A 13,081-nucleotide genomic window follows, 5' to 3' on the forward strand; every position below is an offset into this window, starting at 1 on the left:
CTGCACAACGGCGCGAAAAGGACCACAGAGGACTGAGACGTACGCTCCACGGACGAATTCGGCGCGAAACTTCTTGCAACGCTTCCCGATACAACCCGCCGACTGGTACGACCGGGTGAACAACCCTGCATCAAGGAGACAACGTGGTTTCCTCGGCTCTTCGCGTCCTGCTCCTGTCCGTGCTGGTCGCCGCCGTGTGCACACCCGTGCAAAGTTTTGCGGCGCCACCGGGCAACAAGGACGTCACCGTCACCCTGTTCCAGTGGCCGTTCGCTCGCGTGGCCTCGGAGTGCACCAGCGTGCTGGGCCCCAAGGGCTACGGCTACGTGGAGGTCTCGCCTGCCACCGAGCACGTCCAGGGTCCCCAGTGGTGGACCTCCTACCAACCCGTCAGCTACCGCATCGCGGGCCGACTCGGCGACGAGACCGCCTTCCGCAACATGATCACCACCTGCCACAACGCGGGCGTCAAGGTGATCGCTGACGCCGTGATCAACCACATGAGCGCGGGTTCGGGCACCGGCACCGGCGGCTCCGGCTACTCCAAGTACAACTACCCGGGCCTGTACAGCGACTGGGACTTCCACTCGTGCCGTTCGGCGATCAGCAACTACCAGGACCGCTCCAACGTCCAGAACTGCGAGCTCGTCAACCTGTCCGATCTGGACACCGGCAGCGACTACGTGCGCGGCGCCATCGCCGGGTATCTCAACCGCCTCATCGGCATGGGCGTGGACGGGTTCCGGATCGACGCGGCCAAGCACATCGCCGCCGCCGACATGTCCGCGATCAAGGCCAAGCTGACCAACCCGAACGTCTTCTGGGTGCACGAGGTCATCTATGGCGCGGGCGAGGCCGTCGGGCCCGGCGAGTACACCGGCTCCGGTGACGTGGACGAGTTCCGCTACGCCTACGACCTCAAGCGGATCTTCCAGCACGAGAACCTCGCGTACCTGCGCACCTTCGGCCAGTCCTGGGGCTTCCTGCCGAGCGGCCAGGCCAGGCCGTTCGTGGACAACTGGGACACCGAGCGCAACGGCTCGACGTTGTCGTACAAGGACAACTCGACCTACACGCTGGCCAACGTCTTCATGCTCGCCTGGAACTACGGCGCGCCGCAGGTGTACTCGGGCTACGAGTTCAGCGACTCCGACGCGGGCCCGCCCGGCAACTCCGTCTGCTTCAGCGGCTGGAAGTGCCAGCACCTGTGGACGCAGATCGCGAACATGGTCGCGTTCCGCAACACCGTCGCCGGCACGGACGTGAACAACTGGTGGGACAACGGCTACGACGCCATCGCGTTCGGCCGCGGCAGCAAGGGTTTCGTCGCGATCAACCGGGAGACGTTCGCGGTGACGCAGACGTTCCAGACCGCGCTGCCCGCCGGGACCTACTGCAACGTCCAGGAGAACGGCTGCGTCCGCGTGACCGTCGACTCGTCCGGCAGGTTCACCGCGACGCTCGGCGCAGGCACCGCGCTAGCACTGCACACGAACGCACGCCCCTGACCAGGCCCGGCCTCACACGATGAACGGCGCTTTCGTCCACCTGACGTGGACAAAAGCGCCGTTCATCCACCGCAGGAGCCCCTCACTACCAGCCTGGTCGGCAGGATCACCGGTTCCTCCTGCCCGGCCCCCGTGATCATGGCCATGATCGCCTTGGCCGCCGCCACCCCGAACCCCGGCTTGTCCTGCGCCACCGTGGTCAGCGCGGGATCGACCACGGCCGCGATCTCGATGTCGTCGAACCCGACGATCGCCAGGTCCTGCGGCACGCGCAACCCCGCGGCACGGGCGGCGAGCAACGCGCCGACGGCCATCTCGTCGCTGGCCGCGAACACCGCGGTGGGCTGCTCGTCCAGTGCGAGAAGTCGTTGCGCCGCAGCGGTTCCGCTCGGCCGGTAGAAGTCGCCGGCGACGACGTACTCGTCCCGGAGCGCCAGCCCCGCCTGCAGCATCCCCTTGCGGTAACCCGAAACGCGGGCTTCGGAGGGCTGGTTGCCCGGCGGTCCGGTGATCGTGGCGATACGGGTGTGGCCGAGGCCGACCAGGTGTCGCACCGCCGACTGGGCACCGCCCGCGTTGTCCGACGTGACGTAGGTGGCTCGGGGGCCGTCGACGGCGACGTCCAGCGCTACGCACGGAACTCCTGACTGCGCAAAGGCTTCGAAGGCCTCGGCGTCGGAGCCGCTGTCGATCAGGACCAGGCCGCCGAGGTGGTGGCGGCGGGTCATGTTCACGTAGGCGACCGGATCCGCCAAAGACGCGCCGACCTCGCGGGCGTCACCGCTCGTCGCCAGCATCAGCAGGTGGTAGCCGTGTGCGCTGAGGGCGGACTTCAGGCCGATCAGCAGGTCCTGCAGGTACGGGTGCCGCCAGCCGGGCCTGCGGTGGTCGGTGTCCCAGACCAGTCCGATCATCGTGGACTGCTTGGTCGACAACGCCCGCGCCGACTCGTTGGGCTGGTAGCCCAGCTCGTTCGCGACCCGCAGCACACGGTCGCGCGTCTCCTCGTTCACCGTTTCCGGCTGGTTGAAGACACGCGACACCGTCGCCACGGACACACCGCAGAGCTGGGCGATCTCTCGCCCGGTCGCCATTCGGCCTCCGTTTCACCGTAAGCGGTTACATAGACCCTACGAGCAGCACTTCTGCTAGTCAAACGGGTGCGTGAGTTGATCTGTTTATCGTTTTGTTACTTGACGGACACACCGTGATCCCGTTGTCATTGGCGCCACACCTTCCGGCCCGTCGTTCGTCACGGCGCCGGTTCACCCGCTCTCGAAGACCAGCTCTTCTGCTTCAGCGCGCCCAAAAAACGACGGAGGCACTCGAATGCGCCCCAAAGCACTCGCCATCGGCTCCGCAGCCCTGGCGACCGCCCTGGTGCTCAGCGGTTGCGGCAGCGACACCGCGTCCGGCGGCAAGACCAAGCTGACCATCGGCTTGTTCGGCAACTTCGGCTACGCCGAGCTGCTCGAGGAGTACGCGAGCACGCACCCCGACGTCGAGATCACCGACCGCACCGCCTCCTACTCCGACCACCACAAGAACCTCGCCGCACACCTCGCCACGAACAACGGCGCGGCGGACATCGAGGCGGTCGACACGGGTTACGTCAACCAGTTCAAGGCCACGCCGGACAAGTTCGTGGACCTCAACACCAAGGGCGGTGACCAGCTCAAGGACCGCTGGCTGCCGTGGAAGTGGGAGGGCTCGCTGTCCAAGGACGGCAAGCAGATCGGCTACGGCACCGACATCGGCGGCCTCGCCATCTGCTACCGCCGCGACCTGCTGCAGAACGCCGGCCTGCCCGCCGACCGCGAGCAGGTCGCGGCGCTGTGGCCGACGTGGCAGGACTTCATGGCCGCGGGCAAGAGGTTCCAGGAGAAGGCGCCCGACGGCGTGAAGTGGTTCGACGGCGGACCGACCGTGCTCAACGCGATCGTCGGCCAGGCGCCGGTCGGTTACTACGACAAGTCCGACAAGATCGTCGTGGGCGAGAACAAGGACGTCAAGGCGGGGTGGGACCTCGTCGTCGACGGCGTCCAGTCGGGCCTGTCGGCGAAGCTGCTGTACTCCACGCCGGTCTGGAACACCGGGTTCAAGCAGGGCCAGTTCGCGACCGTGACCTGCCCGGCGTGGCAGATGGCCAAGATCAAGGATCAGGCCGGGCCCGACGCCGCGGGCAAGTGGGACGTCACGTCCGTGCCCGGCGGTGGCGGCAACTGGGGCGGCTCGTACCTCACGGTTCCCAAGCAGGGCAAGAACGTCGACAAGGCCGTGGAGCTCGCCGCGTGGCTGACCGCGCCCGAGCAGCAGGCCAAGGTGTTCAAGAGCTCCGGCCTGCTGCCGTCGATCCCGAAGCTCTACGACGACCCGTCGATCGTCGACTACAAGAACCCGTACTTCAACGACGCGCCGATCGGCAAGCTGTTCACCGACGCCGCGAAGAAGCTGAACCCGCAGTACCAGGGCCCGAAGGCCGGCGACATCCAGACCGCCATCGGCAACGCGATGCAACGCGTCGAGCAGGGCAAGCAGAACGGCGAGGACTCGTGGCGCCAGTTCGTCGGCGACGTCCAGAAGTGACGACCTGACATGGCTCTGATCGACAAGGCGGCCAGAAGGCACCGGTGGGACACGAAGTTCGCGCCGTACGGGTACGTGACGCCGTACTTCCTGATCTTCGGTGTCTTCGGGCTGTTCCCCTTGCTGTACACCATCTGGGTCTCGCTGCAACACCGCAACCTGCTCGACGAAGGTGGCGCGTACGTCGTCTGGTTCGCCAACTACGCGAAGCTGCTCGCGGACCCGTACTTCTGGAACGCCATGGGCAACACGCTGAGCCTGTGGCTGCTGACGACGGTGCCGCAGATCCTGTTCGCGCTCGGCATCGCGGCCCTGCTCAACCGCAAGGTCAGGACGCGCACGCTGTTCCGGATGGGCGTGATCCTGCCGAACATCACCTCGGTGGCCGCGGTGACGATCATCTTCGCCCAGCTGTTCGGCCGCGACTTCGGCCTGGTCAACTGGGTGCTGGACCTGTTCGGCGCCGGGCAGATCGACTGGCAGGCCGGCACCGCCACCTCGCACATCGCGATCGCGGTGATGGTGGTGTGGCGCTGGACCGGCTACCACGCGCTGATCTTCCTGGCCTCCATGCAGGCGATCTCGCCCAGCCTGTACGAGGCGGCCACCCTGGACGGTGCGAGCGGCTGGCAGCAGTTCTGGCGGATCACGGTTCCGTTGCTGCGGCCGCAGATCATCTTCACGACGATCATCGCGACCACCGGCAACATGCGCCTGCTCGCCGAACCGCTGCTGTTCAACCCCGGCGCGGCGGCCGCGACCGGTGGCTCGGACCGGCAGTTCCAGACCGCCGCCCTGTACCTGTACGAGCAGGGCTTCACCAACTACGACTTCGGCTACAGCTCGGCGATCGCGGTCGTGCTGGCGATCGCCACGATCATCGTCGCCGGTCTCGGTTACCTGGTGACCAAACGGATCCAGACGGAGTGAGGACTTCAGATGACCGCTGTGCTGGACCGGCCGGCGCCGGTGCGACCCACCGGCCCGGCGCTGCGGGTGCGCAGGCTCGCCAGGCGCGTGGCCGGGCCGTGGACGTACGCCGCCCTGATCGCCGTGCTCGCCGGGTCCGCCTTCCCCGTGTACTGGTCGTTCGTGGTGTCCTCGCAGACACCGGACGCGATCGACAGCGTGCCGCCGGTCCTGGTGCCCGGCGGCCACCTCTTCGCCAACATCGCCCGCGTCTTCGACACCACCGACTTCGCGCTGGCGATGATGAACTCGATCGTGGTGGCGGGCACGGTCACCGTGTCGGTGGTGTTCTTCTCCACCCTCGCGGGATTCGCGTTCGCCAAGCTGAAGTTCCGCGGCCGCAACGTCCTGCTGCTGCTGATCATCGGCACGCAGGCGATCCCGACCGAGCTCGGCATCATCCCGCTCTACATGATGATGAGCGAGTTCGGCTGGGCCGGGCAGATCCACGCCGTGATCGTGCCGGGGCTGGTGACCGCGTTCGGCGTGTTCTTCATGCGGCAGTACTTCGAGCGGGCGATCCCGGACGAGCTGCTCGAGGCGGGCCGGATGGACGGGTGCCACTCGCTGCGGCTGTTCTGGCACGTCGCGCTGCCCGCGGCACGACCGGCGGCGGCGGTGCTCGGGCTGTTCACGTTCATGCAGGCGTGGAACGACTTCTTCTGGCCGCTCGTGGTGCTCGTACCGGAGAACCCGACCGTGCAGACCGCTCTGTCCACTTTGGCCTCCGGCTACACGACCGACTACACGCTCGTGCTGACCGCGGCGACGATCGGCACCGTGCCGGTGCTGGCCGTGTTCCTGTTGTTCGGCCGCCAGATCGTCGGCGGCATCATGTCGGGCGCCGTCAAGGGCTGACCTCGCAGAGGAGAACGTTGTGAGCTTTCCGGCCGGCTTCCGCTGGGGTGTGGCGACCTCGGCCTACCAGATCGAAGGGGCGGCACGAACCGACGGTCGTGGACCGTCCATCTGGGACACCTTCGCGACCGTGCCCGGCGCGGTCGCGAACGGCGACACCGGCGACGTGGCGGCGGACCACTACCACCGCTGGGCAGAGGACGTGCGCCTGCTCGCCGACCTCGGCGTCGACGCCTACCGGTTCTCGCTGTCGTGGTCGAGGATCCTGCCGGACGGCCGCGGCCGGGTCGAGCAGCGCGGCCTCGACTTCTACCGGCGGCTCGTCGAGGCGTTGCTGGGCAAGGGGATCGAGCCGTTCATCACGCTGTACCACTGGGACCTGCCACAGGCGCTGGAGGACGAGGGCGGCTGGCGCAACCGCGACACCGCCCACCGGTTCGCCGACTACGCCGCCCTCGTGCACGAGTCCCTCGGCGACGTCGTGCGGAACTGGACCACGCTGAACGAGCCGTACTGCTCCTCGATCGTCGGCTACGGCGAAGGCCGCCACGCCCCCGGTGCACGCGAGGGCCACGGCGCGCTGGCGGCGGCGCACCACCTGCTGCTCGGCCACGGCCTGGCCGTGCGGGCGATGCGCGCCAACGCGTTGGCCGAGCAGGAGTTCGGCATCGTGCTCAACCAGTCCCCCACCGTGCCGGTGACGGACTCTCCCGCCGACGTGGCCGCGGCGAGCCGTCAGGACTGCCTGCTGCGCCGGCAGTTCACCGACCCGTTGTTCGGCTCGGCGTACCCCGACGAGCTGACGTCGATGTTCGGTGACATCACCGACTTCTCGTTCCGGCTCGCCGACGACCTGGCGATCATCGGCGAGCCGCTGGACTACGTCGGCCTCAACTACTACTACCGCCTGCACGTCGCCGACGCGCCTCACCGCGAGCCGGACCCGGCCAAGCGCACCGCCCACGACATCGGCGTCGACACGACCCGGTTGCCCGACGTCCCCCGCACCGGCATGGGCTGGCCGGTGGAACCCGCCGGTCTCACCACCGCGCTGACGGACCTCAAGGCGCGCCACCCGGACCTGCCGCCCGTGTACGTCACGGAGAACGGCTGCGTCTACCCGGACGTGGAAGGGTTCGAGGACACCGAACGCATCTCGTACCTGCGGGACCACATCGCCGCCGCGGCCGAGGCCACCGGTGTGGATCTCCGCGGGTACTTCTGCTGGTCGCTGCTCGACAACTTCGAGTGGGCACACGGGTACAAGCACCGGTTCGGCCTGGTCCACGTCGACTACGAGACCCAGCAGCGGACGCCGCGAGCCAGTTACCACTGGTACCGCTCGTTCATCTCGGAGGCACGCCGGTGATGTTCGTGCAGTACGACCAGAACGCGCTGACGTCACCGCGTTTTCGGTTGGCAGGCAGGTAGTGAGTCGGCCGCTCCCGCCGGTCGTGCCAGAAGCGGCCGGTGGGAGGTGCGGGGCTGGTCGCGGACAGCCACACGACGGTGTCCGCGCCCTCCTCCGCACTGCGCAGCAACGACCTGGCCAGCCGGTGGAACCCCGGCAACGACCCGGCCACGCCCGGCGTGTCGGCCCAGCCGGGGTGCATTCCGTGCACACCCACGCCTTCTGACGCGTACCGGTCGGCCAGCAGAGGCACGAGCGCGACCTGCATGCGTTTGGTGCGGGCGTACGCGGTCGCGCCGCGGTACTCGCCCTCGCGGTACTCCGGATCGTCCGAACGCAGGCGCTGGGTGTACATGCCGCCGGAGGACACGAGAACCACCCTGGGGTCCGGCGACGCGGCCAGCAGCGAGCGCAGCAGGTCCGTCATCAGCAACGGGCCGAGCACGTGCGTGGCGAACGTCAGCTCGTACCCCTCCGCACTGGTCGTGCGCTGCGGTGGCAGGGTGCCGGCGTTGTGCACCAGGACGTCGACGCGCTCGAACTCCTCCAACATCCCGCTGGCGAAGCGGCGCACGGACGCCAAGCTCGAGACGTCGCAGTGGCGGACGAAGACGACGGCGCCGGGCACCGCGGCGATGATCTCGGCCCGAGCCGACTGCCCCTTGGCCTCGTCGCGCACCGCCAGCACCACGGCGGCACCGAGACGGGCGAGGCCCAGCGCGGTGGCCTTGCCGAGCCCCGAACCGGCCCCGGTCACGACGGCGAGCCCGCCGCGCAGGACACCGGGCTCGGGGTCTCCGGCGGGCCAGGTCCGCCTGCGCAGGCGGAATCCCCACTTCGAGTAGCCGGGAACCACCAGCCGGTCCATCACGACGTCGAGCGCGGCGAACAGTCCGCTCACGGATCACTCCTCTGCTCCTCCCCAGGCGTTCGGTTCGAGGACGGGATCCGGTTCGTGCAGACGGCCGTCGCGAATCGCGACGACGTCGTCCACCGCCGTGAGGTGACTCTGGTCGTGCGTGACCAGCACGGTCGCGGTCGCCTGTTGGTGCGTCAGCCGTGTGATCAGGCCGACCACCGCGGCGCCGCGGTCGTGGTCCAGCGCGCTCGTGGGTTCGTCGACGAGCAGCACGGTGGGGTCGTTCATCAGTGCGCGGGCGATGTTGACGCGCTGCCGTTGACCACCTGAGAGCTGGTGCGGGCGGCGTCCGGCGTGATCGGCCAGGCCGACCGCGTCGAGCAGTTTTAGGGCCTTGCGGCGGGCTTCTGCGGGTTTGCGGCCGGTGACGTGAGCCATGACCTGGAGCTGCTCGGCGGCGGTGAGCGCGGGCAGCAGGTTGGGCTGCTGGAAGACGATGCCGATCCGGTGGCGGCGCAGTTCGGCGAGCCTGCCGCGGGACAGACCGGAGGCGGGGGTGCCGTCGATCGTGACGGTGCCGGAGTCGGGGGCGACGAGGGTGGCGGCGACGGCGAGGAGGCTGGACTTGCCGGAGCCCGACGGGCCGATCACCGCCGTCGTGGTGCCCCTGGGCACGTCGAGCGTGACGCGGTCGAGCGCGGTGAGCCTGGTGTCGCCGTCGGGATAGGTGAGGGTGATGTCGGTCAGGGTCAGGCTCATCGGGCACTCCCCAGTGCGGTCAGCGGGTCGACGGTGACGATGCGGCGGACGGCCAGCGCCGCACCGACCGCGCCGAGCAGGATCGTGGTGGCGGCGGGGACGAGCACGGTCGCGGGGTCGAGCAGGAACGGCACGGTGCCGCGGACGAGCAGCCCGACGGCGGCGGCGAGCGCGGTGCCGATCAGGGTTCCCGTCGTGAGCAGCACGAGCGCCTGGCCCAGTGCGTCGCGCAGTAGCGTGGCCGTGGACGCGCCGAGGGCTTTCAGGACGGCGATGTCGCCGCTGCGCTGGATCGTCCAGACGGTGAAGAACGCACCGATGACCAGTGCCGAGATGACGAACAGGAAGCCGCGCATGAGTTGCAGCGAGCCGTTCTCCGAACGGTAGGAGCCGATGGCGTCGAGCGAACCGTCCTTTGTGGTCGTTCGAGTGCCGGGCACGTCCACGACGTCGCCTGTGGTCCTGAGGGCGATGACGGTCGCGGTCGTGCGGTCACCCAGACTCGTCCACACGACGGGGGTGTGGCTGAACCAGGCGTCGCCGCGCACGGCCGCGACGGTCAGGTCCCGTCCGGCGAGGGTGACGGTGTCGCCGGTCCGGACGCCGAGCTCTTCGGCTGCGGGAACGGACATCGTGACCGACCTGTCGCCGACCTCCGGGACCAGGCCCGAGGAGACGGCGAAGATCGAGACCGCTGCGCTGCGGGAGCCCGCGGTGGCCTTCGTCGTGCTGATGCCGACCGGCTCGGCGAGGAGCACGCCCGGAGTGGAAGCCCACTGCCGCCACTGCTCCTGCGTGACGGTGGAGTCCGAATAGGACAGCTGTTGGCCGGAGAAGGCGATCCGGTCGACGGGCAGGTCGGTGATCGCGGACACGTTCTGCCTGCCGAGGCCCGCGGTCAGGCCGGACAGCAGGCCGACCAGCAGGGTGATCAGCACGATCACGACACCCATCAGGGCGAAGCGGCCCTTGGCGAACCTGAGGTCTCTCAGGGCGACGAACACGGTGTTGAGCCTTTCGTGGAGGGATGCGTCCACTGTGGCCCGCGCACCGTCTCGCCCGCTTCTGGCGCAGGAGGAGAAGGAAGTTGTCACTTTCGACAGAGGCCGAACCGCGGCCGGGTGCCTAAGCTGGGTGAACTGTGGACACGACCGCTCCGGCCCTCACCCCGACCAGCCGCGTGCTGACCTGGTGCCTGCACCTGCTGGTCGCGGGCCTGCTCGCCCTCACGGCGGTCCGCGGCACACCGCCGGTCGTCGCGGTCGCCGTCGCGCTGGGCGTGGTCTACGCGGCCGGTCCGCTCCTGCCCCTGGTGCGCACGTCCCGCCGGGCCGCCGCGTTGTGGTCGGCAGCCGTGGGCCTCACGTGGGTGGCGTTGCTCGTCCTGTCCGCCGACGCGGTGTGGCTCGCCTTCCCGTTGTACTTCCTCCAGCTCCACCTGCTGCCGCGCCGCGCGGGCCTGGCAGCGGTGGTCGTCACGGCGGCGACCGCGATCACCGGTTTCGCCGCGCACACCGGCACGTTCACCCCGGCCGTCGCGATCGGTCCCGCCCTGGGCGCCGCCGTCGCCGTCGCCGTGGTGTGGGGCTACCAGGCCCTCTACCGCGAGAGCGAGCGTCGCCGCGTGCTCATCGACGAGCTCACCGCCACCCGCGCCGACCTCGCGGAGGCCCAGCACAGCGCCGGTGTACTGGCCGAACGCGAACGGCTGGCGAGCGAGATCCACGACACCCTCGCCCAGGGCCTGTCCAGCATCCAGCTCCTGCTGCGCGCCGCGGAACGTGCCCTGCCGGCCCACCCGGAGAAGGCCGCCGGCTACGTGGACCAGGCCAGGCGGTCGGCCGTCGACAACCTCGCGGAGGCACGGCGTTTCGTGGCCGCCCTGAGCCCGCCCGCGCTGGCGGCGGCACCGTTGTCCGACGCCCTGGAACGCCTGTGCGCCACCACGTCCGCCCAGCACCCGGTGATCGTCCGCTTCCACCTCACCGGTGATCCCGTGCCGTTGCCCACCGCCCACGAGGTGGCGCTCTTGCGCATCGCCCAGTCGGCGCTGGCCAACACCGTCCAGCACGCCGGGGCCCGCACCGCCGACGTCACCCTGAGCTACCTGGGCGACCAGGTGGCCGTGGACGTGACCGACGACGGCACCGGCTTCGACCGCGCCGACGAGGGCTTCGGCCTCCCGGCCATGCGCGCCCGTGCCCACTCCCTCGGCGGCACGTTCGCCGTGGAGAGCACCCCGGGACGCGGCACGGCACTGGCCGCCCGCCTCCCCCTCACCGAGGACGCGCGGTGATCCGCCTCCTGCTCGCCGACGACCACCCGATCGTCCGCGCCGGCCTGCGCGCAGTCCTGGAAACGGAACCCGGCCTGGTGGTCGTGGCCGAGGCGGAGACCGCGGAGGAAGCCGTTGCCCGCGCCGCGGAGGGCGACGTGGACGTGGTGCTCATGGACCTGCGCTTCAAGGGCGGCATGACCGGCGCCGAGGCCACCGCCGCGATCACGAGCCGCCCCGGCGCACCCAGAGTCGTGATCATCACGACCTACGACACCGACGCCGACACTGTTCCCGCCATCGAAGCGGGCGCCACCGGCTACCTGCTGAAGGACGCACCGCCGGAAGACCTGGCAGCCGCCGTCCGCACCGCCGCCGCGGGCCACACCGCCCTGGCCCCGGCGGTGGCCGACCGCCTGATGAACCGCCTGCGCACCCCCGGCACGGGCCTGACCCGCCGCGAGGCCGAGGTCCTCACGCTGGTCGCCGACGGCCTGTCGAACCAGGCCATCGGCGCCCGTCTGCACCTCACCGAGGGCACGGTGAAGTCCCATCTGGCCCGCATCTACACGAAGCTGGGCGTCGGTTCGCGCACGGCGGCCGTGGCCGCCGCGATCGACCTGGGGATCATCAGCTCCCGCAGGTGACGCCGTGCGGCTCGTTCATTTGCCACAACGCAGCTATTGAATTCCAAGAACTATCGGAATTTGCTTCTCGAAAGTAGCTCCAACGGGCCACGCGCGGACTTCTCGTCACGAGCGATGATGCGGAATCGCCTTGACCGGACGGAGCTGACCGTGTGGAGCTGGCTCGATTCGTTTTGGCCTTTGGTGCTCGCGCTGGAAACCTGGCTGCTGGTCTGGGTCTGGCGCCATCCGGATCCCCGGCTGCCGTTCGGCAGGGGAAAGCCCGCTTTCCGCGTGGGACCGGCGGGAGCGCCGAGCGAAATCCAGTACTACGCGTTGAAGCACCAGCCGAAACGTGCCCGCGTCCGCGTGCGCCTGCACGACACCGCGGCGAACGTCAAGCTCATGGACGCCAGGAACTTCCGCCGTTACGAGAAGGGCGAGAAGCACCGCTACCTCGGCGGCTACTGCCGGAAGTCGCCGGTCTACCTGGACATCCCGCACGACGACCGGTGGTACGTCGCCCTCCACCGGCAGGCCGACGGGCGCATCCCGAGCTCGGTCAAGGTGTACGGCCCCGACCTTCCACCGATGCCCGTGTTGCCGGCCATGACGCCGGAGTCGTCGTTGGTGCGGATCAAGGAGAACTTCGACCTGCTGACGGCAGAACTGGAGAAGGAGGCGGAGCAGAAGGACGTGTTCGTGTCGTACGCGAGCGAGGACGGCCCGGCCGTGGCCCACCCGCTCGCCAGGCTGCTCGTCAAGGCCGGGTTGTCCGTGTGGATCGACCGGTACGAGCTGAGGATGGGTGACCCGTTGCGGCGCAAGATCGACAGCGGCATCGCGAGCAGCAGGTTCGGCGTCGTGGTGCTGTCACCGGACTTCTTCCGCAAGGGCTGGCCGCAGGCGGAGCTCGACGCCCTCCTCACGCGCGAGATCGACGACGACCGGCAGTGGGTTCTCCCGATCTGGCACCGCACCACCAAGGAGGAGGTCCGCAAGCACAGCCCGCTGCTGCTCGGACGGATCGCCCGCAGCACGAGCGACTACCTGATCGAGGACATCGCGGAGGAGATCGCCGGGATCGTGCTCGGTGCCGGCACGAGCGAGGACGAGCTGCCGGTGGCCGGCAGCTCGGGCTGAGCAGGCTGCCGGAAGTTGTGTCCGTTACTCGTCCGCCGGACGTGCGTCCGGCGCCGATTGGCGTCTGCAAGTACCACCAACTCGACA

At 69.2% G+C, this 13,081-nt stretch carries 12 protein-coding genes; 8 read left to right on the plus strand and 4 right to left on the minus strand.

Annotation, left to right across the window (positions count from 1 at the left end; genetic code table 11):
* The first annotated feature begins 143 nt into the window (after positions 1 to 143).
* Entirely contained in the window at positions 144 to 1,508 is a 1,365-nt protein-coding gene (locus tag ACFOWZ_RS03695; protein WP_382368624.1) for an alpha-amylase, read from the plus strand.
* A gap of 62 nt (positions 1,509 to 1,570) precedes the next feature.
* Here ACFOWZ_RS03695 and ACFOWZ_RS03700 read toward each other — a convergent pair whose 3' ends face one another.
* Positions 1,571 to 2,602, minus strand: coding sequence for a LacI family DNA-binding transcriptional regulator (locus tag ACFOWZ_RS03700; protein ID WP_382368627.1), 1,032 nt, complete (start codon positions 2,600 to 2,602; stop codon positions 1,571 to 1,573).
* Between the two features lie 235 nt (positions 2,603 to 2,837).
* On the opposite strand from ACFOWZ_RS03700, the gene ACFOWZ_RS03705 reads away from it, so the two are divergent.
* From ACFOWZ_RS03705 to ACFOWZ_RS03720, 4 genes are read left to right on the plus strand one after another with little or no spacing between them, the layout of a single operon-like run.
* Positions 2,838 to 4,094: an ABC transporter substrate-binding protein gene (locus tag ACFOWZ_RS03705; protein WP_382368630.1), complete on the plus strand. Its 1,257-nt coding sequence runs from the start codon at positions 2,838 to 2,840 to the stop codon at positions 4,092 to 4,094.
* A gap of 9 nt (positions 4,095 to 4,103) precedes the next feature.
* Positions 4,104 to 5,024, plus strand: coding sequence for a carbohydrate ABC transporter permease (locus ACFOWZ_RS03710; protein ID WP_030468491.1), 921 nt, complete (start codon positions 4,104 to 4,106; stop codon positions 5,022 to 5,024).
* A gap of 9 nt (positions 5,025 to 5,033) precedes the next feature.
* Positions 5,034 to 5,921, plus strand: coding sequence for a carbohydrate ABC transporter permease (locus ACFOWZ_RS03715; protein ID WP_382368633.1), 888 nt, complete (start codon positions 5,034 to 5,036; stop codon positions 5,919 to 5,921).
* Positions 5,922 to 5,940: 19 nt separating this feature from the next.
* Entirely contained in the window at positions 5,941 to 7,290 is a 1,350-nt protein-coding gene (locus ACFOWZ_RS03720; RefSeq protein ID WP_382368636.1) for a GH1 family beta-glucosidase, read from the plus strand.
* On the opposite strand, the gene ACFOWZ_RS03725 is transcribed toward ACFOWZ_RS03720, so the two are convergent.
* Genes ACFOWZ_RS03725 through ACFOWZ_RS03735 form a run of 3 tightly spaced genes read right to left on the minus strand, consistent with a single transcriptional unit; the run spans position 7,268 to position 9,954 of the window.
* A complete protein-coding gene (locus tag ACFOWZ_RS03725; RefSeq protein ID WP_382368639.1) occupies positions 7,268 to 8,233 on the minus strand; it encodes an SDR family NAD(P)-dependent oxidoreductase in 966 nt (321 codons plus the stop codon). The two genes, ACFOWZ_RS03720 and ACFOWZ_RS03725, sit on opposite strands and share 23 nt — an antisense overlap.
* Positions 8,234 to 8,236: 3 nt before the next feature.
* Positions 8,237 to 8,950: an ABC transporter ATP-binding protein gene (locus tag ACFOWZ_RS03730; protein WP_382368642.1), complete on the minus strand. Its 714-nt coding sequence runs from the start codon at positions 8,948 to 8,950 to the stop codon at positions 8,237 to 8,239.
* Positions 8,947 to 9,954, minus strand: a complete 1,008-nt coding sequence (locus ACFOWZ_RS03735) for an ABC transporter permease (RefSeq protein WP_382369106.1) — start codon at positions 9,952 to 9,954, stop codon at positions 8,947 to 8,949. The genes ACFOWZ_RS03730 and ACFOWZ_RS03735 overlap by 4 nt, the downstream gene beginning before the upstream one ends.
* Before the next feature lie 137 nt (positions 9,955 to 10,091).
* Here ACFOWZ_RS03735 and ACFOWZ_RS03740 point away from each other — a divergent pair, with 137 nt between their 5' ends.
* From ACFOWZ_RS03740 to ACFOWZ_RS03750, 3 genes are all read left to right on the plus strand, one after another.
* Complete coding sequence (locus tag ACFOWZ_RS03740; protein ID WP_382368645.1) at positions 10,092 to 11,246, plus strand: sensor histidine kinase; 1,155 nt, start codon at positions 10,092 to 10,094, stop codon at positions 11,244 to 11,246.
* Positions 11,243 to 11,872, plus strand: coding sequence for a response regulator (locus ACFOWZ_RS03745; protein WP_382368648.1), 630 nt, complete (start codon positions 11,243 to 11,245; stop codon positions 11,870 to 11,872). The genes ACFOWZ_RS03740 and ACFOWZ_RS03745 overlap by 4 nt, the downstream gene beginning before the upstream one ends.
* A gap of 117 nt (positions 11,873 to 11,989) precedes the next feature.
* Complete coding sequence (locus ACFOWZ_RS03750; RefSeq protein WP_382368651.1) at positions 11,990 to 12,994, plus strand: DUF1883 domain-containing protein; 1,005 nt, start codon at positions 11,990 to 11,992, stop codon at positions 12,992 to 12,994.
* The last annotated feature ends 87 nt before the right edge of the window (positions 12,995 to 13,081 follow it).

This window comes from Lentzea rhizosphaerae (genome assembly GCF_042649515.1).
Classification (GTDB): domain Bacteria; phylum Actinomycetota; class Actinomycetes; order Mycobacteriales; family Pseudonocardiaceae; genus Lentzea; species Lentzea aerocolonigenes.

Excerpts from the sequence above, each read along its gene's own strand:
- ACFOWZ_RS03730 (WP_382368642.1), bottom strand. The coding sequence starts at position 8,950 with ATGAGCCTGACCCTGACCGACATCACCCTCACCTATCCCGACGGCGAC.
- ACFOWZ_RS03715 (WP_382368633.1), top strand. The coding sequence starts at position 5,034 with ATGACCGCTGTGCTGGACCGGCCGGCGCCGGTGCGACCCACCGGCCCG.
- ACFOWZ_RS03750 (WP_382368651.1), top strand. The coding sequence starts at position 11,990 with ATGCGGAATCGCCTTGACCGGACGGAGCTGACCGTGTGGAGCTGGCTC.
- ACFOWZ_RS03705 (WP_382368630.1), top strand. The coding sequence starts at position 2,838 with ATGCGCCCCAAAGCACTCGCCATCGGCTCCGCAGCCCTGGCGACCGCC.
- ACFOWZ_RS03700 (WP_382368627.1), bottom strand. The coding sequence starts at position 2,602 with ATGGCGACCGGGCGAGAGATCGCCCAGCTCTGCGGTGTGTCCGTGGCG.
- ACFOWZ_RS03710 (WP_030468491.1), top strand. The coding sequence starts at position 4,104 with ATGGCTCTGATCGACAAGGCGGCCAGAAGGCACCGGTGGGACACGAAG.